Origin of the sequence: Pseudomonas sp. RIT-PI-AD (assembly GCF_025642785.1) — a bacterium.
Classification (GTDB): Bacteria; Pseudomonadota; Gammaproteobacteria; order Pseudomonadales; family Pseudomonadaceae; genus Pseudomonas_T.
In genome coordinates, this window is sequence record NZ_JANZKU010000018.1 from 79,025 (window position 1) to 100,667 (window position 21,643).

Annotated in this window: 24 protein-coding genes; 9 read left to right on the forward strand and 15 right to left on the reverse strand. The window is 67.1% G+C overall.

What is annotated here, in order from left to right; all coding sequences use genetic code 11:
* Positions 1-106 precede the first annotated feature (106 nt).
* Both OGL92_RS15870 and OGL92_RS15875 read left to right on the forward strand, forming a co-directional pair.
* Complete coding sequence (locus tag OGL92_RS15870) at positions 107-1,225, forward strand: GGDEF domain-containing protein (RefSeq protein ID WP_263145200.1); 1,119 nt, start codon at positions 107-109, stop codon at positions 1,223-1,225.
* 131 nt (positions 1,226-1,356) lie between these two features.
* Entirely contained in the window at positions 1,357-2,298 is a 942-nt protein-coding gene (locus OGL92_RS15875; RefSeq protein WP_263145201.1) for an iron-sulfur-binding ferredoxin reductase, read from the forward strand.
* Between the two features lie 68 nt (positions 2,299-2,366).
* Here the strand turns inward: OGL92_RS15875 and pyk are convergent, their stop codons facing one another.
* Positions 2,367-3,818, reverse strand: a complete 1,452-nt coding sequence (gene pyk, locus OGL92_RS15880; RefSeq protein WP_263145204.1) for a pyruvate kinase — start codon at positions 3,816-3,818, stop codon at positions 2,367-2,369.
* Positions 3,819-4,010: 192 nt separating this feature from the next.
* On the opposite strand from pyk, the gene OGL92_RS15885 reads away from it, so the two are divergent.
* From OGL92_RS15885 to OGL92_RS15895, 3 genes are read left to right on the forward strand one after another with little or no spacing between them, the layout of a single operon-like run.
* Positions 4,011-4,385 (forward strand): tetratricopeptide repeat protein, encoded by a 375-nt coding sequence (locus tag OGL92_RS15885; protein WP_263145208.1) that lies wholly within the window; start codon positions 4,011-4,013, stop codon positions 4,383-4,385.
* A 40-nt stretch (positions 4,386-4,425) separates the two neighbouring features.
* The gene (locus OGL92_RS15890; RefSeq protein ID WP_263145210.1) at positions 4,426-4,848 is read left to right on the forward strand and encodes a DUF4124 domain-containing protein; all 423 of its coding nucleotides are present in this window, start codon (positions 4,426-4,428) and stop codon (positions 4,846-4,848) included.
* A gap of 60 nt (positions 4,849-4,908) precedes the next feature.
* The gene (locus OGL92_RS15895; protein WP_263145211.1) at positions 4,909-5,268 is read left to right on the forward strand and encodes a PilZ domain-containing protein; all 360 of its coding nucleotides are present in this window, start codon (positions 4,909-4,911) and stop codon (positions 5,266-5,268) included.
* Between the two features lie 125 nt (positions 5,269-5,393).
* Here OGL92_RS15895 and OGL92_RS15900 read toward each other — a convergent pair whose 3' ends face one another.
* The 7 genes from OGL92_RS15900 to OGL92_RS15930 form a co-directional block, all read right to left on the reverse strand.
* Positions 5,394-6,722, reverse strand: coding sequence for a DUF58 domain-containing protein (locus OGL92_RS15900; protein ID WP_263145214.1), 1,329 nt, complete (start codon positions 6,720-6,722; stop codon positions 5,394-5,396).
* A complete protein-coding gene (locus tag OGL92_RS15905; RefSeq protein WP_263145271.1) occupies positions 6,719-7,708 on the reverse strand; it encodes a MoxR family ATPase in 990 nt (329 codons plus the stop codon). The genes OGL92_RS15900 and OGL92_RS15905 overlap by 4 nt, the downstream gene beginning before the upstream one ends.
* A 65-nt stretch (positions 7,709-7,773) precedes the next feature.
* Entirely contained in the window at positions 7,774-9,054 is a 1,281-nt protein-coding gene (locus OGL92_RS15910) for a DUF4350 domain-containing protein (RefSeq protein ID WP_263145217.1), read from the reverse strand.
* The gene (locus OGL92_RS15915) at positions 9,051-10,628 is read right to left on the reverse strand and encodes a DUF4129 domain-containing protein (RefSeq protein WP_263145218.1); all 1,578 of its coding nucleotides are present in this window, start codon (positions 10,626-10,628) and stop codon (positions 9,051-9,053) included. The genes OGL92_RS15910 and OGL92_RS15915 overlap by 4 nt, the downstream gene beginning before the upstream one ends.
* Complete coding sequence (locus OGL92_RS15920) at positions 10,615-11,595, reverse strand: stage II sporulation protein M (RefSeq protein ID WP_263145220.1); 981 nt, start codon at positions 11,593-11,595, stop codon at positions 10,615-10,617. The genes OGL92_RS15915 and OGL92_RS15920 overlap by 14 nt, the downstream gene beginning before the upstream one ends.
* Entirely contained in the window at positions 11,592-12,329 is a 738-nt protein-coding gene (locus OGL92_RS15925; RefSeq protein WP_263145222.1) for an RDD family protein, read from the reverse strand. The genes OGL92_RS15920 and OGL92_RS15925 overlap by 4 nt, the downstream gene beginning before the upstream one ends.
* A gap of 81 nt (positions 12,330-12,410) precedes the next feature.
* Positions 12,411-13,214 (reverse strand): hypothetical protein, encoded by an 804-nt coding sequence (locus OGL92_RS15930; protein ID WP_263145224.1) that lies wholly within the window; start codon positions 13,212-13,214, stop codon positions 12,411-12,413.
* A gap of 156 nt (positions 13,215-13,370) precedes the next feature.
* Here OGL92_RS15930 and sbcB point away from each other — a divergent pair, with 156 nt between their 5' ends.
* Entirely contained in the window at positions 13,371-14,801 is a 1,431-nt protein-coding gene (gene sbcB, locus OGL92_RS15935; RefSeq protein ID WP_263145225.1) for an exodeoxyribonuclease I, read from the forward strand.
* A 150-nt stretch (positions 14,802-14,951) separates the two neighbouring features.
* Here sbcB and mvaT read toward each other — a convergent pair whose 3' ends face one another.
* Positions 14,952-15,332, reverse strand: coding sequence for a histone-like nucleoid-structuring protein MvaT (gene mvaT / locus OGL92_RS15940; protein WP_263145226.1), 381 nt, complete (start codon positions 15,330-15,332; stop codon positions 14,952-14,954).
* A gap of 298 nt (positions 15,333-15,630) precedes the next feature.
* Between mvaT and purU the strand changes: the two genes are divergently transcribed.
* Both purU and OGL92_RS15950 read left to right on the forward strand, forming a co-directional pair.
* Positions 15,631-16,482 (forward strand): formyltetrahydrofolate deformylase, encoded by an 852-nt coding sequence (gene purU / locus OGL92_RS15945; RefSeq protein WP_263145229.1) that lies wholly within the window; start codon positions 15,631-15,633, stop codon positions 16,480-16,482.
* An 81-nt stretch (positions 16,483-16,563) separates the two neighbouring features.
* Positions 16,564-16,779, forward strand: a complete 216-nt coding sequence (locus tag OGL92_RS15950; protein ID WP_263145232.1) for a hypothetical protein — start codon at positions 16,564-16,566, stop codon at positions 16,777-16,779.
* Position 16,780: 1 nt separating this feature from the next.
* Here the strand turns inward: OGL92_RS15950 and OGL92_RS15955 are convergent, their stop codons facing one another.
* The 5 genes from OGL92_RS15955 to folM all read right to left on the reverse strand — a co-directional run bounded on the left by OGL92_RS15955 (position 16,781) and on the right by folM (position 19,148).
* Positions 16,781-17,119 (reverse strand): HopJ type III effector protein, encoded by a 339-nt coding sequence (locus OGL92_RS15955; protein WP_263145234.1) that lies wholly within the window; start codon positions 17,117-17,119, stop codon positions 16,781-16,783.
* Positions 17,116-17,409: a DUF1244 domain-containing protein gene (locus OGL92_RS15960; protein ID WP_263145236.1), complete on the reverse strand. Its 294-nt coding sequence runs from the start codon at positions 17,407-17,409 to the stop codon at positions 17,116-17,118. The genes OGL92_RS15955 and OGL92_RS15960 overlap by 4 nt, the downstream gene beginning before the upstream one ends.
* Before the next feature lie 74 nt (positions 17,410-17,483).
* Entirely contained in the window at positions 17,484-17,855 is a 372-nt protein-coding gene (gene folX / locus OGL92_RS15965) for a dihydroneopterin triphosphate 2'-epimerase (protein WP_263145239.1), read from the reverse strand.
* Positions 17,855-18,415, reverse strand: a complete 561-nt coding sequence (gene folE / locus OGL92_RS15970; protein WP_263145241.1) for a GTP cyclohydrolase I FolE — start codon at positions 18,413-18,415, stop codon at positions 17,855-17,857. The genes folX and folE overlap by 1 nt, the downstream gene beginning before the upstream one ends.
* A gap of 22 nt (positions 18,416-18,437) precedes the next feature.
* Positions 18,438-19,148 (reverse strand): dihydromonapterin reductase, encoded by a 711-nt coding sequence (gene folM / locus OGL92_RS15975; protein WP_263145243.1) that lies wholly within the window; start codon positions 19,146-19,148, stop codon positions 18,438-18,440.
* A 242-nt stretch (positions 19,149-19,390) separates the two neighbouring features.
* On the opposite strand from folM, the gene OGL92_RS15980 reads away from it, so the two are divergent.
* Positions 19,391-20,329, forward strand: a complete 939-nt coding sequence (locus OGL92_RS15980) for a MerR family transcriptional regulator (protein ID WP_263145248.1) — start codon at positions 19,391-19,393, stop codon at positions 20,327-20,329.
* Position 20,330: 1 nt separating this feature from the next.
* Here OGL92_RS15980 and OGL92_RS15985 read toward each other — a convergent pair whose 3' ends face one another.
* Positions 20,331-21,602, reverse strand: a complete 1,272-nt coding sequence (locus tag OGL92_RS15985) for a uracil-xanthine permease family protein (protein ID WP_263145250.1) — start codon at positions 21,600-21,602, stop codon at positions 20,331-20,333.
* Positions 21,603-21,643 lie beyond the last annotated feature (41 nt).

Genomic DNA, 21,643 nt, shown 5'->3' on the forward strand with positions numbered 1-21,643 from the left:
TTCGCGCCGTGGCCCCGGACGCCGCGCAACCGGACGAACAGGACCTAGGCATTTGTCCGGCACCTAGGTAGAGTGGCGGCGAGGTGCCAGTACGGGATGGAGCCCCATGAGCACAGGAAGCCCGCGAATCACGTCGAGCGCCTTGAAGAAGCTGCTGTTGAAGCGCTTCGCCATGGCCTGCGCCACCTATGCCCTGGTCCTGGCGCTGACCTGGGTGGCGATCTTTTGCGGACTCTATCGGGGTTCGCTGGCGACCTCACTGGCCGGCACCGGCCTGGTGATCCTCAGCCAGTTGGGCTTCCTGGCGCTGTTCTGCAGTGGCCAGAACCGGCGTTTCCGCGATCCCAGCCTGGCGGAAGCGCAGATGCTGGTGGCCCTCAGCTGGCTCACTTACCTGTTGTCGCACCTGGACAGCGCCCGCGGCACCCTGTTGGTGTTCTACGCGCTGATCATGCTGTTCGGGGTGTTCCAGTTGCAGCCCCGCGGATTCGCCCGCTGCGCCACCTATGCCTTCTTCATCTTCACCGGGCTCAACCTCTGGGAAGCCTATCGCATGCGCCTGGCCGATCCGGGGCTGGCGCTGCTGCAGGTCTGCGTGCTGGCGGCGCTGTTGGTCTGGCTGGGGCTGTTCGCCAAATACCTGCAGAACATGCGCCAACGCATGCGCCAGCGGCGCTTCGCCTTGCAGGCGCACCAGGACACCCTGCGCGGTATGATGCGCCAACTGGAAGACCTGGTGGCCACCGACGAACTCACCGGGTTGTTCAACCGCCGGCATTTCCTGCGCCTCGCCGGGCTCGCCCTGGAAAGCCTGGCGCCGGGCTGCCGGCACGGGCTCGCGCTGATCGACCTCGATCACTTCAAGCGGATCAACGACGTCCACGGTCACGCCACCGGCGATCGGGTATTGCAGACCTTCGCGGCGGTGGCGCGTGCCTGCCTGCGCGACGGCGACGTGTTGGCCCGCTACGGCGGTGAGGAGTTCGTCCTGTTGCTGCCGGAGTGCGACGCCGACCGCCTGGCCAGCTGCTGCGAACGCCTGCGCGACACCTTCGCCCAGTCCCAGCCGGTGGGCATGCGGGTGGACAACCTGAGCCTGTCGGCCGGCATGACCCTGCTGGAGCCGGGCGACGACCTCGATGAAGCCCTGCAACGCGCCGACCAGGCGCTGTACCGCGCCAAGCGCAGCGGGCGCAACCGCTGCGAGGCCACCTGGGAAGGCTAGTGGGCGGTCTTCGCCATCTCCCGCCGAACGCGTTTTCCCCTAGAATCCCGCGTGTACCCGTTCCCTCGGCTCTTCCTTTTCCGGTCCAGTTCCGCCGATGACGCCTTTCCCCTCCGACGCTCGCCCGTGCCATGCCCGAACTTCGCGTCGGTGATCGCTGCTGGCAGGTGGCCGCGGGCAGCGACCTGCTGGACGCGCTGAACCAAGCCGGTTGCCGCATCCCCTTCAGTTGCCGGGCCGGCAGCTGCCAGGCATGCCTGGTGCGATGCCTGGAGGGCGAGCCGGCGGACGCGCGTCCCGAGGCGCTCGACCCGCTGCGACGCGCCCAGGGCTGGCGGTTGGCCTGCCAGTGCCGGGTGGTGGCGGACCTGCGAGTGGAGGCGTTCGACCCGCGGCGCGATGGCATGCCGGCCGAGGTGGCGGCGGCCGACTGGCTGGCCCCGGACATCCTGCGCCTGCGTTTGCGCCCGGAACGGCCGCTGCGCTACGTCGCCGGGCAGCACCTGCTGCTGTGGAGCGACCAGGGCGTGGCGCGGCCCTATTCCCTGGCCAGCCTGCCCGGCGAAGACCCCTGGCTGGAGTTTCACCTGGATTGCCGCGCCGCCGGGGCCTTCTGCGCGCGGGCACGGCATCTGTTGCCGGGCGACGGGCTGCGGCTCGGCGCCCTGGGCGGCGGCGCGCTGCGCTACGAGCCGGACTGGCAGGAGCGGCCCTTGCTGCTGCTGGCCTCGGGCACCGGCCTGGCGCCGTTGTGGAGCCTGCTGCGCGAAGCGCTGCGACAGGCCCACAGCGGCCCGATCCGGCTGATCCACCTGGCCCGCGAGCCCGCCGGCCACTACCTCGCCGAGCCCTTGCGAGCCCTGGCCGCGCGCCATCCGCAGCTCAGCGTCGAGCTGCCGTGCGCGGCGGACCTGCCGGCGGTCCTGGCCGAATTCCGCCTCGTTCCCCGGCGAACCCTCGCCTTACTTTGCGGCCATCCCGAGCGGATCGAGGGTGTCGCCCGGCAGCTTTACCTGGCCGGCCTGCCGCGTTCCAACCTGCTCGCCGAGGCATTTCTTCCCCATGCCCCCTGAGGCTGCGGTCAAGTGCGGGCGAAAAAAAGCCGCTCGAGGGAGCGGCCTTTTTTCCGGCAGGCGTGGGGTCAGACCAGGGCCTCGCCCACGTGCAGCAGCTTCATGCTGTTGGTGCCGCCGATGGTGTGGTAGCTGTCGCCCTTGGTGAGGATCACCCAATCGCCCTGCTGCACGTAACCGCGCTTGAGCAGTTCGTCCACCGCCGCCTGGCTGACGCTTTCGCTGCGCGCCGCCGCCGGGTCGAAAGGCACCGTGTAGACGCCACGGAACATCGCCACCCGCGCCTGGGTCTCGCGGCTCGGGCAGAACGCGTAGATCGGCACCGCGGAACGGATACGCGACATGATCAACGGAGTGAAGCCACTCTCGGTAAGGGCGATGATCGCCTTCACACCGGGGAAGTGGTTGGCGGTGAACATCGCCGCCAGGGCGATGCTTTCGTCGCAGCGGGTGAAGGTGTGCCCCAGGCGGTGGCTGGATTTCTGGCTGGTGGGCTGCTTTTCCGCGCCCAGGCAGATCCGCGCCATGGCCTTGACCGCTTCCACCGGGTGGGCGCCGGCGGCGCTTTCCGCCGAAAGCATCACCGCGTCGGTGTAGTCCAGCACGGCGTTGGCCACGTCGGAGACCTCCGCGCGGGTCGGCATCGGGCTGGAGATCATCGACTCCATCATCTGCGTGGCGGTGATCACCGCTTTGTTGTAGCGCCGCGCGTGCAGAATGATTTTCTTCTGGATGCCGACCAGCTCGGCGTCGCCGATTTCCACGCCGAGGTCGCCGCGCGCCACCATCACCGCGTCGCTGGCGCGGATCAGGCCGTCCAGGGCCTCGTCGTCGGCCACCGCTTCGGCGCGCTCGATCTTCGCCACCAGCCAGGCGGTGCCGCCGGCCTCGTCGCGCAGGCGGCGGGCCAGGTCCATGTCGGCGGCGTCGCGCGGGAAGGACACCGCGAGGTAGTCCAGTTCCATCTCGGCGGCGAGCTTGATGTCGGCCTTGTCCTTGGCGGTCAGCGCCGGGGCGGTCAGGCCGCCGCCACGACGGTTGATGCCCTTGTTGTCGGACAGCGGCCCGCCGATCAGCACTTCGCAGTGCAGCTCGTCGGCGGTGCTGGCTTCCACGCGCATCACCACGCGGCCGTCGTCCAGCAGCAGTTCGTCGCCGACGCCGCAGTCCTTGATCAGGTCCGGATAGTCGATGCCGACCACCTCCTGGGTGCCGGCGTCGCGCGGGTGGGTGACGGAGAAGCGGAAGCGATCGCCTTCCTTGAGTTCGATGCGTTTGTCGAGGAACTTGGCGATGCGGATCTTCGGACCTTGCAGATCGCCGAGCAGGGCGACGTAGCGCCCGTGCTTCGCGGCCAGGTCGCGCACCAGTTGGGCCCGGGCCTTGTGCTCGTCCGGCGTGCCGTGGGAGAAGTTCAGGCGGGCGACGTCGATCCCGGCGAGGATCAGTTGTTCGAGGACTTCAGGCGAGTTGCTCGCCGGGCCGAGGGTGGCGACGATTTTGGTGCGACGGAAGGTCATGCGAAAGCTCCAGGTTCCAAGCAGACCCGGAGGCTACTATGCCGCGTCCCTGTAGTCATCGTTCGCTTGCACTACCTGGCGGCCCCGCGCGCCCGCGCCCGGCGAGTCGATGCCGGGCGGCGGATGCATTGCAGCTTTCGCCCGCGCGGTCGATACACTGGCATCTCCTTTCCCCGGTATGGAGGAACGTCCATGCGTCCGTTGATCGTCCTGCTGCTGGTGCTCGCCACCGGCGGCTGCACCCGCTGGTCCCTCGATAATCACTTGAACAACGCCTATCGCGCCTACAACCGCGGCAACTGCGAACAGGCCATGCTGGATCTGTCCCTGGCCGAGCGGATGAGCCGGTCGCGCCCTGCGGTGAAACCGGAAATCTCGCTGTTGCGCGGGCAGTGCCTGGAGCGCCAGAAGCTCTACGTGGACGCCGGCCAGACCTATGATTTCATCATCGCCCGTTATCCCGGCAGCGAGTATGCTTACCGCGCCAGGGCTCGCCTGGACACCCTCGAACAACTCGGCCACTTGCGCGGTTCATCGTCCGCCATCGCCCGCCCCGCGCCGCTCTGACGGACGCGGCGGAGGCCCGGATTCTCTTGCGGAGAGAAAGATGCGTCATCTGCTGTTGTGCGCGTTGTGGCTGCCGGCGCTGGCCGCCGCGGATATCTACCGGTGGACCGATGCCCAGGGCGGCGTGCATTTCGGCGAACGGCCCGAACGCGGCGCCACCCAGGTCGAGGTCAAGCCCCAGGTGGTGGAGCGGGACGCCGCGACCCGCGCCCGCGAGGAACGCCTCGAACGGCTTCAGGAGGCGCGCCGTCAGGAGCAGGCGCAGGCTTCCGCGGACACCGCCCAGCGCTTGGCGAAACGCGAGCAAAGTTGCCGCCAGTTGCGCAATCAGTTGGCGAGCATCGGGGGCGATCGGCGGTACTTCAGCCGTGACAGCAAGGGCGAAGCCCATTACTACAGCAGTGCGGAAATCGACGCCGCCCGTCGAACGCTCAGCGAACAGGTCGCCAGCCATTGCAGTTAGCGGTTGGTGAGAGGCAGTAGTGCGGCCATACTGAATGGCCATTCATAGCGATTTGCCATTATGCCCATGCAACGTCGAATCGATCGCCATCAGTTGCCCTATTACCTGAAAGTCTTCAATCGCGTCACCGACAAGCCCATGGGCTACATCGGCAACCTGTCGCTGGACGGCATGATGCTGATCAGCCAATTGCCGATGCTGGTCGGGGCGCGTTTCGACATGCGCCTGAAGATTCCCGGGCAGGACGCCCAGGTGCATCACGTGGATTTCTTCGCCAATTGCCAGTGGTGCCAGGAAGACGTAACACCCGGGCATTACGATTCCGGATTCGCGCTGGTGACGCCGCCGGCGGAATACATCGAGATGATCGAGGTGTTGCGCCACTATTTCAGCTTTCGTGCCCTGGCCGCTTCCGCCTGACGGCGGCCGTTGAGAGCACCCGGGCCGCCCGGCTTCCCTTCGCCGGGCGTCGAAGCGAGAACCTCCCTGTCGGATGAGGCGCCCCCGGCCACGGTGGGCGTCGGGGGCGGCGCTTGGCCGAGCGGTCAGATCACCCCGGCTTTTTTCCAGGCCAGGTAACGGCCCACCAGCTCTGGACCCAGTTCGCGGGGACGGGCGTCCAGCACCGGAACGCCATGGGCGGCCAGGCGGTCCTGCAGGCCGGCGCGGGCGTTCAGGTAGTCCACCGCACCGCAGTACCGCAGGGCCTGTTCGTACCCCTGCACCGGTTGCTGACGCACCTCGTCGAGCACCTCTTCGCGCAGGCTGGCGACCAGCACCCGATGCTGCCTGGCGAGGCGCCGCACCGCGCCGAGTAGTTCGTCGTCGTCTTCGTCGCGCAGGTTGGTCACCAGCACCACCAGGGCGCGCCGGCGCTGGCGCACCAGCACCTGCTGGATGGCGGTGGCGAAATCCGCCGGCAAGCGGGTGCTTTCCACGTCGTACAGCGCGTTGAGCAACACGCCGAGCTGGGCCGAACCCTTGGCCGGGGCGAGGAAGCGGTCGCGCTCGCTGGCGAAGGTCGACACGCCGACGGCGTCGCCCTGGCGCAGGGCCACGTAGCCGAGCAACAGGCAGGCGTTGAGGGCATGGTCGAAATGCGCGAGCTCGCCATCGTGGCTGCGCATGCGCCGGCCGCAGTCCAGCAGGAAGACGATCTGCTGATTGCGTTCGTCCTGGTATTCGCGGGCGATCGGCGTCCGTTTGCGCGCGGTGGCTTTCCAATCGATCTGCCGCAGGCTGTCGCCGTCGCGGAAGTCGCGCAACTGGTGGAATTCCAGGCCCAGGCCACGGCGTGGCCGCTGGCGAATGCCGTTCTGGCTCAGCCAGTCCTCCACCGCCATCAACTGGCCGCCGTAAAGACGGGCGAAATCCGGGAACACCCGGGTCGCATCGCTGCGCTCGACGAAGCGCCGGGCGCGCCACAGACCCAGCAGGGACGGCAGTTCGAGCTCGCAACGGCTGAAGACGAAATGACCGCGGCGCAGCGGCCGCACGCGATAGCCGAAGCCGGTGGTTTCGCCGGGGCGAAGCGCCAGCCGCTGCGGCAGGTGTTCGAATTCCATGTCCGCCGGAACCTGATCGAACACCAGCAGATCCCGGTGTTTGCCGTAGGCGTGCTGGAGGGTCAGGCGCACTTCGGTCCAGCGGCCCAGCGCCAGGTTGCCCGGCAGGTGGCGCTCGACCTGGGGCGTCGCCAGGCGCCGCAGCCAGAGCGCATCCAGCAGGGCGAGCAAGGCCAGGGCCAGCAGCACCGCCCACCACAGTTGGGTCAGCAGCGGGAGCGGTCGGGCGAGCGCCGCCAGCGTGCCCAGGGGCAGCGCCAGCCCGAACAGAACGGCCAGTGCGATCAGCAGCGCACGCGAAGGCTTCATAGGCGCGGCGCCGGCACCTGGTCGAGCAACTGTTGCACTACCTGATCCACCGACAGGCCCTCGATATCCAGTTCGGGCGATAGCCGCACACGGTGGCGCAGCACCGCCAATGCGCAGCCCTTGACGTCGTCCGGCAGCACGAAATCGCCGCCGCGCAGCAAGGCCCGGGCACGTCCGCCGCGCACCAGCGCGATGGAGGCACGCGGCCCCGCCCCCAGTGCCAGGCCCGGCCAGGTCCGGGTGGCGCGCGCCAAGCGCACGGCGTAGTCCAGCACCTGATCGTCGAGGGGCAGTTCGCTGGCGATCTTCTGCAGGGCCAGCACGTCCTTGGCCTGCAGCAGGGTGCGCAGCGGCGCCACCTCGAGCATGTCGGCCCGGGCCGAGCGGGTCACCTGGCGCACCAGCGTCAGTTCTTCCTGGGCCTGCGGGTAATCCATGCGCAGCTTGAGCATGAAGCGGTCGAGTTCCGCCTCCGGCAGGGGGTAGGTGCCCTCCTGCTCGATGGGATTCTGGGTGGCCAGCACCAGGAAGGGTTGCGGGATCGCCAGGGCGCGGCCTTCCAGGGTGACCTGGCGCTCCTGCATCGCTTCCAGCAGCGCCGCCTGGGTCTTGGCCGGCGCGCGGTTGATTTCGTCGGCCAGCAACAGGTGGGTGAACACCGGGCCCTTGCGCAGCTTGAACTGCTCGGTCTGCAGGTCGTAGACGGCATGGCCGGTGATGTCGCTGGGCATCAGGTCCGGGGTGAACTGGATGCGCGCGAAATCGCCGCCGAAGCAGCGCGCCAGGGCGCGGATCAGCAGGGTCTTGCCGAGGCCGGGCACGCCTTCCACCAGCACGTGGCCGCCGGCGATCAGCGCGGTGAGCACGTCGTCGATCACCGTGGCCTGGCCGATCACGGCTTTCTGCAATTCCTGGCGCAGGGCCTGGGCCAGCTGGCTGGCGCGCTGCCGTTGCGAGGCCGCGGCGGGCGGTGGCGCGGCGGGCATCGGTGGCGCGCTCGGCGTTGCGTCGGTCACGGGGGCGCTGTTGGCGTAATCGGGCGTGTCTTCGCTCATAGGGCATTCCTGAGGCTTTGCAGGTGGGCGACCTGGCGGGTGAATTCGGCGGCGGACAGGGGTTGCCGCGGCAGGGGGCGCATGGCTTGGCTGATGGCCTTGGTCGGCAGGCGCGTCATGCGGCCGAGGACCTGCCATTGCTCGGCGACCGGCAGGCGTTCGAAACCGGGATGGCGACGTCGCGCGCGGCGCTGGATGTCGCGTTGCAGCCCGCTCAGCAGGCTGTGCTGACCGCTGCGACGGAGCAGGAAGTCGGCGCTCGCCCGCAGGTGTTCTTCCAGTTGCCGGCGGGCCGGGGCGGGCGGCCGCTGCAACGGGCCCTGGCGCACGCCGACATGCCACAGCGCCGCGGCCAGCAACAGCGCCAGGGCGACCAGCCCCTGCGGGAAGTACCGCGCCAGCAGGCTGGCTAGGTCGTCGCGGTCGGCCCGGTACAGCAGGGTGACGTCGGTGTCCTGGGTGAGGTACCAGAGCAGCCAGGCGTTGTCGTAGTCGGCGATGCCGTCGTTCTGCCATAGCCAGGGGTCGCTCACCACGGTGACCAGCCCGTCGCCCTGGTAGAGCTGAAGCATGTGGGTGGCGGTCGCGCTGTTGGCCCAGGCGTGGGCGCGGTTCTCGCTGTCGTAGAGGTGGAAGTCGGTATCGAAGGAGAAATACGCCGGGTGCTCCTCGTTTTCCAGGTAAAGCTGGGTCAGCTCGGGAAAGTCGTCCGCCGGCTCGTTCGATTCGTCCGCCGTTTCGGCCGTGGGCGCCTCGGCATCCGCGTCGGGTGCGTCAGCCTGCTGCGCGTCCTGCTCCGCCGGTTCGTCGTCCGCCGGGTCATCGGAGGCGTTCGTCGACGCCTGATCCTCGTCCAGGTCCTCGCTGAGGTACTGCTGGATGCCCAGGCGATCCGCCAGCAGGTCGCCGCTGGCGTGGCGTTTCTCGTCGTAGAGGCGTTCCGCGACGAACAACAGGTGCCCGCCCTTGGCCGCCCAGTCCAGCAACCGATCGGCCTGGCGCGGGGTCATGCGGCTGCGATCGCCGAGCAGCAACAGGGTCTGCCCGGGGCTGGGCAGGCCGTCCAGGACGTCGAGCCCGTCGGCGTGGCGGACCTTCAGGTTGCGCTGGCGCAGGAAATGTTCGGCCGCCAGGTAGGGATTGGCCGCCACCTCGGGGGCCGGGCCGTGTTCGAGGACCTTCTGGTAAGGCTGCAACTGGCCCAGTACGTAGGCCGCCAGGAGCCCCAGGAGCAGGACCACCAGCGCGCCCGAGGCGAATGCGAATCGACGGGTCATGCCGGGGCCTGCCCGTCGAGGCGGCGCCAGTCGGCGCAAAGCCGCTCCCTGAGGGACTCGGGCGGCATGCGATGACCGTAGGCGAGGGCCTGCCAGTGCTGGGTGAGCAGGCGGGCGAAGGCATCCAGTTCGGGCCGTTGCAAGCCCTGTTGCAGCGCGAGCACCTCGCCTTCGGTGTGGGCGCTCTTCAGGGGCAGGTGGAACTCGTGCAGCAGGCGGCTCAACAGCGCGCGGTACAACAGGCCGAGGGCTTCCCGCGGTTGGCTGCCCCACAGGCGCTCCACCTCGGCGGCGACGTCGTCGGGCAGGCTTTCCGGCGCCACCTCCAGGCCGAACAGCAGGCCCGGCGCCTCCCGTGGCGTGCGGCGCGGCGGCCGCACCCGGCGGGCGAAGGCGAACCACCACTCCCGATAACGCCAGAGCAGCAGCGCCAGCGCGCCGATCAGCAGGGCCCACAGCAGCACCTTCAGCGCCACGGCGAGGTTGGCGAGACCTTTGCTGAGCTCGCCGAGGCCGGCCAGCCATTGGAAGAAACGAGCCAGCATGCCGGGTGGCGCGTCCGCGCTTTCCGCCGGCTCGTCGCCGAAATGCCAGCGGGTGACGGTTTCGCGATGCTGGAACGGCGGCGCATCGAGGATCTGCGCGATGGCGCCCTGAGCGGCCTGGCTGGTCAGGGCCTGGCGGGTCAGCCTGGCGGCCTGGGGGGCGCTCGCGTCGAGGCTCGGCAACGGGCAGCTCTGCGCATGTTCCTCGGCCATCGCCCGCTGGCCCGGGTGCATGGCCAGCAGCGCCGCGCAACCGAGCAGTACGGCGTAGGCGATGCCGGTCAGGCGCTGGCGCAGGCGGCGGAACACCAGTTCGATGTCCCAGGCTTCCAGTTCGGTGCGGCGGTTCAGGTAGAGGGTGAAGCCACAGGCCACGTAGACCGGTTCCCAGACGATCAGCAGCAGGGCGTAGAGGCTGTTGGACAGATGCTCCAGCCAGAGCCAGTCGCCCTGGGCGACGTCGATCAGTTTCTGCCAGTCCATGTCGATCTTCAGCTGTTGCGGCAGCAGCAGGTAGAGCAGGGTGATCAGGCCGAACCAGAGCGCCCATTCCAGGTGCGCGCCGATGATCGTCAGCCAACTGGCAGCCCGCGTGCCGCTCAGGCCCAGTACCGCCAGGCGACGGCCGCGCGCCTGCCCGGCGAGCCCTTCGAGCTGCAATACCGGCAGGTCGAAGCTGCGGGTCAGGCTCAGCCGGCGCCAGGTCAGGCTGGCCAGCAATTGCGGCTTGAGCAGGCGCGGCAGGGCCTTGAGCGCGCTTTTCAGGCTCGGCGTATCGTCGAACAGGGCATGGGAGAGGATGTACAGCGGCAGCCGGTCGAAGGCCGGCTTGAGCAGCCAGAACAGGAACATCGCCCAGCTCGGCTCGGTCCAGAACAGCGCGCTGAGGAGGACGAAGACCGGCAGGGTCAGCAACGCCCAACTGCCCATCAACAGGCCGGCGTGACGGCGCGCCAGCAGCACGCCGAGGTCCATGGCTTCCCAGGCGCTGCGCGGGCGGATGGCCACGCTGGCGTCAGTCAGGCGCATGGCGAGACCGTCCGACCAGCAGGAAATAGGCCGCCACCGCCAGCCAGAGCGCGGCTCCCACGGCGTATTTGATGTGCGGGCCGATGAAGGTCATGGACGACCAGTAGGCCTCGATGAAGGCCGCGATCAGCAGCATCAGGATCACCCCGGACACCAGCTTGACGCTTTCCGCCGCCGCCCGGCGCAGGGCCTCGCCGCGCGGCAGGCGCCCGGGCGCCAGCAACGCGCCGCCGAGGCGCAGGCCGGCGGCGCCGGCGAAGGTGATCGCGGTGAGTTCGAAGGCACCGTGGCCGACGACGAAGGACCAGAAGGTTTCGCTGTAGCCGACCTGGGTCAGGTGGCCGGCGACCGCGCCGATGGTGAGGCCGTTGAACAGCAGAAAGAACAGGCTGCCGAGGCCGAAGACCAGGCCACCGGCGAAGGTCTGAAAGGCGATACCGATGTTGTTCATGATGTAGTGGCCGAACATCATCCAGTCGTCGCCGGAGTCGCGTTCGCTCATCGGCCCGATGCGCCGGGCGTCCGGGTCGTACATCGATTCCATGGAAGCCACCTGGTCGGGCGGCAGCACACTGTAGACCAGGTCGGGAAAGGCATAGACCAACCCGCCCATGAGCACCAGGCTGCCGTAGAACAGCAGGCTCGCGCAGGCGACGCTGCGCCAGTGGGCGCGCACCAGCCGTGGAAAGCCGCCGAGGAGAAAGCCCAGCAGGCTGGCGCCCAGGTGGCTGCGGTGGCGGTAGAACTGCTGGTGCGCGCGCAGCGCCAGGCGTTGCAGGTGATCGACCAGGTGGCTGCTGTAGCCGCGCGCCTCGGCGAGGGCCAGTTGCTGGCAGAGCTGGCGGTAGTCCGCGGCGAACCGCGCGCAGTCCTGCGCCTCGACCTTGCCGCGCTCCAGGGCTTCCAGGCGGGTTGCGAAGGTCTTCCAGGCGGCCTGGTGGCGGGCTTCGAACAGGCTTTGCTTCATGGTTGCCCCAGCAGGCCGCGGGCGATGCCGTTGAGCTGCGCCTCGGCCTGTTCCGTCGCGACGCCCAGGGGCTCGGCGAGTATGGCGGCCACCTCGGCGCGGCGTGCCGCCGACAACGTGCCCTGGCGTTCGGCGAAACCGAGGATCGCGCGTTGCTCGTCGAGGCTCAGGGCGAAGGGCGCGCGCAGCGGCTGCGCTTCCGGCAAAGGCGGACGGACCGCGGGTTTATCTTCCCGGTACACCACCAGGGTGCCGGCGGCCAGGTCGCCGAGGCGCTTGAAGGCGGGGTGCCAGAGGCTGCTGAGAATGCCGAAGGTATAGCCGAACGGCAGCATGTCGATGCAGCGCAACAGGTTGCGCACCAGCGAGGCCGACCAGCCCACCGGGGTGCCGTCGTCGTGCACCACCTTGAGGCCGAGCAACTGCTTGCCGGGCGAGCGACCCTGATTGAGCACTTCGAACGCCACCATGTACCACCAGGTCAGCAGGAACGTCAGGATCAGCCCCAGGCCCATGCCGAAGCGGCCGAGCCAGATCAGCAGGAGGAACATCACCAGCATGATCAGGCCGCGGATGGCCAGGTCGACGCCATAGGCCAGGCAGCGGGGCAGCAGGCTGGCGGGGCGCAGGAGCAGGTCGATGCCTTCCGGGGTTTCCACCTGGTAGCGGGTGTCCAGGAGGCCGGCGCGCGGAACGGACGGCGCGGAACGGGCGGGCGAGGGGCTAGGAGGCATCGGCGGACTGTATGAAGGAAAGCCCGATGCTAGCGAGCACCGGGCGGAGTAGCAACCGGGCCGCGGCGGCCCGGTGCGCGGTCAGCGGGGCGCCGGCAGCACGCCGAAGACGGTGCGATAGAGCACGCCCAGGGCGATGGTGGTGAGTGGCAGGGTCCAGATTAGGCCGATCCCCAGCGGAAGGCTGCTGAGGGACATCAGCAGCGTCAGGACCAGGAGCAGGCCAAACACCTTGAACCAATGCTGGCCGATGGCTTTGCGCGAGGCTTCCATGGCTTGCCAGGGGCTCAGGCCGCGTTCCACCACCAGCGGAATGGCCAGGATGTAGGCGATGCTCAAATAAAGGCCGGGAATCACGAAGAGCATGTAGCCGATGCTGCTCAGCAGCGTCACCAGCAAGGCGGTGACGATCACCGGTACGCTGCGGCGGAAATGGCTGAAGATTTCGTTGAAGCTCACCGGCTGGTCCGCGGCGCGGCGGATGCCGACCATGAAGATGCCGGCGAAGAACGGGTAGCAGAGCGCCATGCCCAGGGTCATCATCAGCATGAAGCCGAAGCCCATCGCCACCACGCCCATGCCGAGGCCTGCGCCTTGGGTCAGCGCCTGCATCGCCGCCAGCCCGGCCACGCCGGTGAAGACCAGCACGGTGGACAGCAGGTTCATCAGGATGAACGCCACCACGTACATGACGATGAAACCGCCGAAGATGATGCCCTTGGTGCCCTTGACGCGTCGCCAGGATTCGCCGATCAGCGCGCCGATGCGGAAGTCGTAACCGCGGCTCAGGGCCTCCTCGATGGTCGGGACCTGGCTGGGGCTCGGCAGATCCTGAAGCTCGCTGGACGGAACGGAGTAGGGGTTTTGCGCAAGGGTCTCGTTCATGCTCGCTTCCTTGTCCGGAAAGTGGAAAAGCGGCCATGCTATGGACACCCGGCAGGCACGGCAAGGTGCCACCACGCCTCGAAGTCCGACACTGTGCGGACCATCAAACTTTCGGCGCCCGCTTGCGCCGTCGACGACTTTCTTTAAGGATCGTGCGTGACTTCCAGCATCTTCTGGTACGACTACGAAACCACCGGTATCGACCCTCGCCGCGACCGCCCGCTGCAGGTGGCCGGTATCCGCACCGACGAAGCGCTCAACCCGATCGGCGAACCGCTGAACCTGTATTGCCGTCTGTCCGAGGATATCCTGCCGCACCCGGCGGCCTGCCTGATCACCGGCATCCGACCCGCCACCCTGCGCGAGAAAGGCCTCGACGAAGCGGAGTTCGTCGCCCGCATCCATGCCGAACTGGCTCTTCCGGGCACCTGCGGCGCCGGCTACAACAGCCTGCGTTTCGACGACGAAGTGACGCGTCACGCGCTCTACCGCAACTTCCATGATCCTTATGGGCGCGAATGGCAGGGCGGCAACAGCCGCTGGGACCTGATCGACCTAGTGCGCACCGCCTATGCGTTGCGCCCGGAAGGGATCGTCTGGCCCGAAGAGGAGGGCCGGGTCACCCTGCGGCTCGACCGCCTGACCGCGGCCAATGGCATCGAACACACCCATGCCCACGATGCCCTGTCCGATGTGCGCGCCACCATCGCCCTGGCGCGGCTGATCCGCGAGCGCCAGCCGAAGCTCTACGAGTTTCTCTATCGCCTGCGCCTCAAGTCGAGCGTCCAGGAACAGATCCAGTTGTTGCAGCCCCTGGTACACGTTTCCGGGCGCTTCGCGGCGGAGCGGGGGTTCCTTTCCGTGGCCTTGCCGCTGGCCTGGCATCCACGTAACCGCAATGCCCTGGTGGTGCTGGACCTTGCCGCGGCGCCGGAGGCTTTCCTGGAGCCCGATGCGCAGACCCTGCGGCGATTGCTCTACGTGCGCCGTGCCGATTTGGCCGAGGGGGAGTTGCCGGTACCCCTGAAGCTCCTGCACATCAATCGTTGCCCGGTGGTGGCACCGCTCAAGGTCATCCGCGAGGAAGATCGCCAACGCTTGAATCTGGATATGCCGTTACTTCTGGAACGTGCGTCCCGGGTCCGTGCCGAGCGAGCCCATTGGCACGACAAACTTCAGGTCATCTATGGGCCGGACGAGTTTTCCGCCAACCAGGACCCGGAGCAGCAACTATATGAAGGCTTTTTCGGTGATCGGGATAGGCGTTTATGCGAAAGAGTGCGCCAGGCGGAGCCCCTGCAGTTGGCCAATGAAAGCTGGCCGTTCGACGATCCCCGTCTCCCCGAATTGCTTTTCCGTTATCGGGCGAGAAACTTTCCCGGAACTTTGAGCGAACGGGATGCGGCACGCTGGCGGTCGTTCTGCCGGGATCGCTTGAGTGCGACCGAATGGGGGGCGCCGAATACCCTGGCGGACTTTACCCGCGAGCTGGAGATTCGCCTGGGCGATGCGGACGATGCCGGAAAGTTGGTGCTGTTGGCGTGGCGGGAATACGCGGAGCATTTGCGTATGCGCCATGGGTTATAGGGCGTGCGCGGAAGATTCGGAATCGCGCCCGCAGATGCGCGAATACCATTAACGCCACATTCGTTCTGAAACGGGCTTCGCGGATTTTCACAAATGCGTACGGCAATAAAAAACGCCAGCTAATGCTGGCGTTTTACTGAAACGGAACGCTTAGCCCAGCAGCGTGGCCCAGCCTTCAACGTCGTCACCGCCCCACTTGGCCTTCCATTCTTTCAAGGTCTTGTGGTTGCCACCTTTGGTTTCGATGACTTCGCCGGTGTGCGGGTTCTTGTATTGCTTGACCTTGCGCGCACGTTTGCTGACGGTGGCGGTGGTCTTGGTATTGCGCGGCGCCTTGGAAGACTTGGCTTCCGGATCGAGCAGGGCAACGATATCGCGAAGGGATTTCTGATATTCGCCCATCAGGGTGCGCAATTTACCTTCGAATTCGAGTTCTTTCTTGAGTTTCTCGTCTTGGGACAGGGCCTTCAGACGCTCTTGCAGTTCTTTGATCTGCTCTTCGGTAGTGCGGTATTCATTAATCAGCGACATGACGGCTTACCTTATGACTCGAGGAGGAACGTTGCTCGTGTCGGCAATAATAGTCAGGCGTTTTAACCAAGTAAATATGTGGGAAAAGTTTTGTGTGAATTAATCAATTCGATGTATGCATCGGACGCCCACTTTTCCCCGCCCGATTTCGCCCGGCGCACTTTGCGTTCGTGGGAAAACCGCGGAAAGAAGGGGGGGAACGAACGACTTGATAGCCGCCCCGGAGCCCTACGGATTACTGAAGTTTTTTTCCGTGCTCGCTAGAATGGCGCCTTTCGCGAAGTTCTGGAGTTTCCCCATGCGTACTTTTCGGCTGGTGATCGCCTGCCCCGACCGGGTCGGTATCGTCGCCAAGGTCAGTAATTTTCTGGCCACCTATAACGGCTGGATCACCGAAGCCAGTCACCATTCGGATACCCAGAGCGGCTGGTTCTTCATGCGCCATGAAATACGCGCGGATTCCCTGCCGTTCGAACTGGACGACTTCCGCCAGGCGTTCGCGCCCATCGCCCGCGAGTTCTCCATGGAGTGGCGGGTCACCGACTCGGCGGTGAAGAAGCGTGTGGTATTGATGGCCAGTCGCGAGTCCCATTGCCTCGCCGACCTGCTGCACCGCTGGCAGAGCGACGAACTGGACTGCGAGATTCCCTGCGTGATCGCCAACCACGACGTCCTGCGCAGCATGGTCGAGTGGCACGGCATTCCTTATTTCCATGTGCCGGTCGATCCCCGGGACAAGCAACCGGCCTTCGACCAGGTTTCCCGGCTGGTGGAGGAGCACCGGGCCGACGTGGTGGTGCTGGCGCGCTACATGCAGATCCTGCCGCCCGAGCTATGCCGCCGCTATGCCCATCGGGTGATCAACATCCACCATAGCTTCCTGCCGTCCTTCATCGGCGCTAAGCCCTATCACCAGGCATCGCTGCGCGGCGTCAAGCTGATCGGCGCGACCTGCCACTACGTGACCGAGGAACTGGACGCCGGTCCGATCATCGAGCAGGACGTGGTGCGGGTGACCCATCGCGACAGTGTCGAGGACATGGTGCGCCTGGGCAAGGATGTGGAAAAGATGGCGCTGGCGCGGGGCCTGCGCTATCACTTGGAAGACCGGGTGCTGGTGCACGACAACAAGACCGTGGTCTTCGACTGACGCATCCGGCCCCTTTCGCCTCGCGTGTTCCACGCTCCATCGCCGTCTGGCACCATGGCCAGGCGGGCGTTCGGAGGGCCCATGAAAGACCCGCAGCAACCCGGCACGTCCACTCCGCCCACAGTGATCGGCGAGGGCTGCGTCAGCCGGTACGACCTGGACGAGATGGACGAGAGCTACGGCACCGAATTCCCCGAGGCCCGTCGCTTGTGGGATGCCCTGCATCCCGCGGACGACGGGAAAAAAGGTGCCCCCGAGGAGAAACCCAACCCGCCGTCGGCGGCTCCCATCGATTGATTCAGCGCCTGCTCAGCGGCGCCTGCTCGAAGCGCAGACCGGCCAGCCCATGGGCCATCAGGGCGCGGATATTGGCGTGGTCGCCGCCCCGGGGATCCTTCAGCACCTGGCGATAGTGCTCGCCGAACGCCAGCAGGGCTTCTTCCAGCTCGAAGCCTTCCAGCAACGCCAGGCCCAGCACCTTGCAGGAGCCTTCGTTCTGGCCGGCCGGGTTGTCCACCTCGCCATTGCGGAAGGCGCTGGGCCGGTACCGATAGTGTTCGGCGATGAACGCCAGGGTATCGGCGAACAGCGGCTCGGCGCCGCGCAGCGACTGGCGAAAGGTCGACAACGCGCTCATGGATGCTTGCCCTGCTCGAAGGCGGCTTGCTGCTCGGGCGTCGCCTCGGCCTGGTGGCGTGCCTTCCATTCCGCGTAGGGCATGCCGTAGACGATCTCCCGCGCCTGCTCCATATCCAGCGCCAGGCCCTGCTCGTCGGCCGCCGCCTTGTACCATTTCGACAGGCAGTTGCGGCAGAAGCCGGCGAGGTTCATCAAGTCGATGTTCTGCACGTCGGTGCGTTCGCGCAGGTGCTGCACCAGACGGCGGAAGGCCGCGGCTTCGAGCTCCAGGCGTTGTTGTTCGGTCATGGCGAGTCCTCGGAAGAAAGGAACGGATGGTCGCGCCCACCGCGGCGGCGACAGGCGCCGCCGGAGCGGGGAAGTCAGCGGTGGCCGGCGAGGGTGATGGAGACGGATTCGGCGAAGCGCAGCGCGTGCGGCTTGTCCACTTCCACCTGGGCGTAGCGGACGCTGGGGTTCTGCATGATCAGGTCGAGGATTTCCTGGGTCAGCCGCTCCAGCAAGGCGAAGCGGTTTTCCTCCACGTGCCGGATGATCGCCTTGGTGATGGTGCGGTAGTTCAAGGCATGGCCGATATCGTTGTCGCGCACGGCATCCTCGGCCGGGTAGAGGATCGTCAGGTTGATCAGCACGTCCTGCTTGTTGAGGATTTCCTCTTCCTTGATGCCGATGAAGGTGCGCAGGCGCAGGTCCTTGACGCGGATACGCGCCATGCCCGGTTCGAGTCGCGGCATCACTTGCTCCTGTTGATCAGTTGCAGGAACTCCTGGCGGGTGGTGCTCGACTCGCGGAACACCCCGAGCATCACCGAGGTGACCATCTGCGAGTTCTGCTTCTCCACGCCGCGCATCATCATGCACATGTGCTGCGCCTCGATCACCACCGCGACGCCGGCGGCCTGGGTCACGCTGGCCACGGCTTCGGCGATCTGCCGGGTGAGGTTCTCCTGGATCTGCAGGCGGCGCGCGTACATGTCGACGATCCGCGCCACCTTCGACAGGCCGAGCACCCGCCCGGTGGGCATGTAGGCGACATGCGCCTTGCCGATGAAGGGCAGCAAGTGGTGTTCGCAGAGCGAGTACAGCTCGATGTCCTTGACGATCACCATTTCGTCGTTGTCGGAAGCGAACAGCGCGCCGTTCACCACCTCTTCCAGGCTTTTCCCATAGCCGTTGCACAGGTACTGCATCGCCTTGGCGGCCCGCTTGGGCGTGTCCAGCAGGCCTTCGCGCTGCGGGTCCTCGCCGAGGCCGAGAAGGATTTCGCGATAGTGTTCGGGCAGTTCTGGGTTCATCGAAGAGTCCTCGCGGCCGCCCTCACTTGAGGTGACGACCGCCATTCACAGTAAGAGTGGTGCCGGTGACGTAGGGATTGTCCAGCAGATAGCGCAGGCTTTGGTAGATCACCTGCGCTCCCGGTTCGAAACCCAGGGCGGATTTGGCCAGGGTCTTCTCGCGGTAGGTGGCGTCGTCGTCCGGGTTGAACAGGATCAGGGCCGGCGCGATGCCGTTGACTTTGATGCGCGGCGCGTAACGCGCGGCGAAAGACAGGGTCAGGCTGTCCAGGCCGGCTTTGCTGGCGCAGTAGGCGATATGCCGGGCGCTGCCTTTGCGCGCCACGTCGTCGCCGATGTGCACGATGTCCGCGGGTTGCGAAGCGCGGAGCAGGTCGGCGCAGTGCAGGTTGATCAGGTAGGGCGCGAGCATGTGCACGCCGACCATGCGCTGGAAGTCCTCGGCTTCGTGGCCGCTGCGCTCGGCGCGCCATTCGGAGGCGTTGTGCACGATGGCGCGCAACCGTCCGGTGTGGGCTTTGACGGCCTCGATGAACGCCAGGATGCCGCGTTCGTCCGCCAGCTCAGCCTTCAGCGTGAGGGCGCCGCGCTCGCGCAGGCGCGCCAGCTCCGGATTGTCCCGGCGATAACTGAGGATCAACGGGTGACCGTCGTCCAGCAGTCGTTCGGCGCAATGCAGGCCGATACGCCGGCCTGCGCCGGTGATCAGGATGGGAGCCAGGGCGGCGTTCATGAGGTCTCGTCGGAACCGAGTGTACGGGTGAGCCGGGGGACGTTATCGCAGCGTCGGGCTTTGTACAACCACGCGAAACATGGGGTTAGGGTGGGGATAGGGGCGCAACCCGGGCCCCGGGGCTTCGCGAAACCCGCCACCGGAGCGATCCCGCCGGGGTTCGTCGGCGTCGGCGACGGGCCTGGCGGCCGGATTCCGGGTCTGGGTTACACTGCCGGCCTCGCCAACCGATGACCCTCGCCATGAACGAATCTGCCGCGACAGCCCGCGCCCCGGGGCTGGAACAGGATGAGTTGTTTCCCATCCGTGAAGTGTCCCGCCTCACCGGCGTCAACCCGGTCACCCTGCGCGCCTGGGAGCGTCGCTACGGGCTGATTCAGCCAACCCGCACCGACAGCGGGCATCGCCTGTACTCCCTCGCGGATATCGAGGCGGTGCGCAGCATCATGGACTGGATCGAGCGGGGCGTGGCGGTGAGCAAGGTCGGCACGCTCCTGGCCCGCCGCGCCAGGCCGTCGGCGGAGGCGCTGCAGCCCGCCGGGGTCGAGGATCGGGGCGAATGGCAGGCCCGCATCCGCGCGGCCCTGGCGGAGTTCGACGACCTGCGCCTGGAACGGCTCTATGGACAGGCATTCGCCAGTTACACGCCGCAGGTGGTGTTCCAGGACATCTTCATGCCGGTCTGGCAGGAGGCGCTGACGCACCGGGAGCGTTTCGGTCGCACCAGCGAATGGCTGTTCCTCGACGGTTTCCTGCGGGCGCGTACCTTGCAGCGTCTGCAACTGGGCCGCGGCCATGGGGAGCGTCGGGTGCTGCTGGTGGGGTGGCCCGGTCAGTGCCGGGAGCTGGAATTGCAGGTCGCCGGGTTGCTGCTCGCCGGGACGTCGCTGGATATCCTCCCGCCGAGCTTCGGCCAGCCCCTGGCGGAGCTGACGCTGGTCTGCGAGAAACAGCGCCCCGAGGCCGTGGTGGTGTTCTCCAACCATCCGCCGACCGCGGCGTTCGTCCGCCAGCTTTCGCGCTTGGCGCTGAGCCTGGACCGTCCCCTGGCGCTGGCCGGCGAAGCGGCCGACCTGGCGGCGGGCAGCCTGGACGGCAGCGCCGTCGCGGTCCTGGGCAGCGAGGGTGGGTTGATGCAGCGCCGTCTGCTGCAATTCCTCGCCGGCCACCTGGACACCTGATTCAGGGCGTCGGCGGCGGGTCTTCCTCCAGCGCCTTGGTGCGCCAGCTGTCGTTGCCCGGCAGCAGCAGGTTGAGGGCGATGGCGATGATCCCGCACAGGGAAATGCCCTTCAGGCCGATGTCGCCGTTGCCGATGACGATGCCGCCGATGCCGAACACCAGGGTCACCGAGACGATCACCAGGTTGCGTGCCAGGGACAGATCCACCTGGTGGCGGATCAGAGTGTTCAGCCCGACCACCGCGATGGAGCCGAACAGCAGGCAGAGGATGCCGCCCATCACCGGGACCGGGATGCTTTGCAGGCTCGCGCCGAACTTGCCGATGAAGGCCAGGGTGATGGCGAAGCCGGCGGCCCAGGTCATGACTTTCGGGTTGAAGTTGCGGGTCAGCATCACCGCGCCGGTGACTTCCGCGTAGGTGGTGTTGGGCGGCCCGCCGAACAGGCCGGCCGAGGTGGTGGCGAGACCGTCGCCCAGCAGGGTGCGGTGCAGGCCGGGATTCTTCAGGTAGTTCTGGCCGGTGACGCCGCCCACGGCGATCACCCCGCCGATGTGTTCGATGGCGGGGGCTAGGGCCACCGGCACCATGAACAGGATGGCGCCCCAGTGGAATTCCGGCGCGACGAAATGCGGCATCGCCAGCCAGGGCGCGGCGGCGATGGCGCGGGTGTCGACGATGCCGAAGGCGAAGGACAGCCCGTAGCCCACCGCGACCCCGGCGAGGATCGGCACCAGGCGGAAGATGCCCTTGCCGAACACCGCGACGATCAGCGTGGTGAGCAGCGCCGGCATCGAGATCAGCATGGCGGTGTCGTAGGGGATCAACTGGGTGCTACCGTCGCCGGCTTTGCCCATCGCCATGTTCGCCGCCACCGGCGAGAGGCCCAGGCCGATGGAGATGATCACCGGGGCGATCACCACCGGCGGCAGCAGCCGATCGATGAATCCGGTGCCCTTGATCTTCACCGCGAGGCCGAGAAAGGTGTAGACGAAACCCGCCGCGACCACCCCGCCGAGGGTCGCCGGCAGGCCGAACTCGCCCTTGGCGGCGATGATCGGGGCGATGAAGGCGAAGCTGGAGGCGAGGAACACCGGTACCTGGCGCGCGGTGACCAGTTGGAACAGCAGGGTCCCCAGGCCGGCGGTGAACAGCGCCACGTTAGGGTCCATGCCGGTGATCAGGGGCATCAGCACCAGCGCGCCGAAGGCCACGAAAAGCATTTGCGCGCCAGCGATGATCTGGCGCCAGAGCGGGTCGTCGTACTGCTGCATCGAGTGATCCCTTGAGTGAGTGTTTCCGTGGCGGCCCCGGT

Coding starts and splice junctions, on each gene's coding strand:
- mvaT (WP_263145226.1), bottom strand. CDS start 15,332: ATGTCGCTGATTAATGAATACCGCACTACCGAAGAGCAGATCAAAGAA.
- OGL92_RS15890 (WP_263145210.1), top strand. CDS start 4,426: ATGCGTCATCTGCTGTTGTGCGCGTTGTGGCTGCCGGCGCTGGCCGCC.
- OGL92_RS15870 (WP_263145200.1), top strand. CDS start 107: ATGAGCACAGGAAGCCCGCGAATCACGTCGAGCGCCTTGAAGAAGCTG.
- folX (WP_263145239.1), bottom strand. CDS start 17,855: ATGCCGCGACTCGAACCGGGCATGGCGCGTATCCGCGTCAAGGACCTG.
- OGL92_RS15910 (WP_263145217.1), bottom strand. CDS start 9,054: ATGACCCGTCGATTCGCATTCGCCTCGGGCGCGCTGGTGGTCCTGCTC.
- OGL92_RS15885 (WP_263145208.1), top strand. CDS start 4,011: ATGCGTCCGTTGATCGTCCTGCTGCTGGTGCTCGCCACCGGCGGCTGC.
- folM (WP_263145243.1), bottom strand. CDS start 19,148: ATGAACGCCGCCCTGGCTCCCATCCTGATCACCGGCGCAGGCCGGCGT.
- OGL92_RS15875 (WP_263145201.1), top strand. CDS start 1,357: ATGCCCGAACTTCGCGTCGGTGATCGCTGCTGGCAGGTGGCCGCGGGC.
- OGL92_RS15905 (WP_263145271.1), bottom strand. CDS start 7,708: ATGCCCGCCGCGCCACCGCCCGCCGCGGCCTCGCAACGGCAGCGCGCC.
- OGL92_RS15980 (WP_263145248.1), top strand. CDS start 19,391: ATGAACGAATCTGCCGCGACAGCCCGCGCCCCGGGGCTGGAACAGGAT.
- OGL92_RS15920 (WP_263145220.1), bottom strand. CDS start 11,595: ATGAAGCAAAGCCTGTTCGAAGCCCGCCACCAGGCCGCCTGGAAGACC.
- OGL92_RS15950 (WP_263145232.1), top strand. CDS start 16,564: ATGAAAGACCCGCAGCAACCCGGCACGTCCACTCCGCCCACAGTGATC.
- OGL92_RS15930 (WP_263145224.1), bottom strand. CDS start 13,214: ATGAACGAGACCCTTGCGCAAAACCCCTACTCCGTTCCGTCCAGCGAG.
- folE (WP_263145241.1), bottom strand. CDS start 18,415: ATGAACCCAGAACTGCCCGAACACTATCGCGAAATCCTTCTCGGCCTC.
- OGL92_RS15895 (WP_263145211.1), top strand. CDS start 4,909: ATGCCCATGCAACGTCGAATCGATCGCCATCAGTTGCCCTATTACCTG.
- OGL92_RS15925 (WP_263145222.1), bottom strand. CDS start 12,329: ATGCCTCCTAGCCCCTCGCCCGCCCGTTCCGCGCCGTCCGTTCCGCGC.
- OGL92_RS15955 (WP_263145234.1), bottom strand. CDS start 17,119: ATGAGCGCGTTGTCGACCTTTCGCCAGTCGCTGCGCGGCGCCGAGCCG.
- OGL92_RS15960 (WP_263145236.1), bottom strand. CDS start 17,409: ATGACCGAACAACAACGCCTGGAGCTCGAAGCCGCGGCCTTCCGCCGT.
- OGL92_RS15985 (WP_263145250.1), bottom strand. CDS start 21,602: ATGCAGCAGTACGACGACCCGCTCTGGCGCCAGATCATCGCTGGCGCG.
- OGL92_RS15900 (WP_263145214.1), bottom strand. CDS start 6,722: ATGAAGCCTTCGCGTGCGCTGCTGATCGCACTGGCCGTTCTGTTCGGG.
- pyk (WP_263145204.1), bottom strand. CDS start 3,818: ATGACCTTCCGTCGCACCAAAATCGTCGCCACCCTCGGCCCGGCGAGC.
- OGL92_RS15915 (WP_263145218.1), bottom strand. CDS start 10,628: ATGCGCCTGACTGACGCCAGCGTGGCCATCCGCCCGCGCAGCGCCTGG.
- purU (WP_263145229.1), top strand. CDS start 15,631: ATGCGTACTTTTCGGCTGGTGATCGCCTGCCCCGACCGGGTCGGTATC.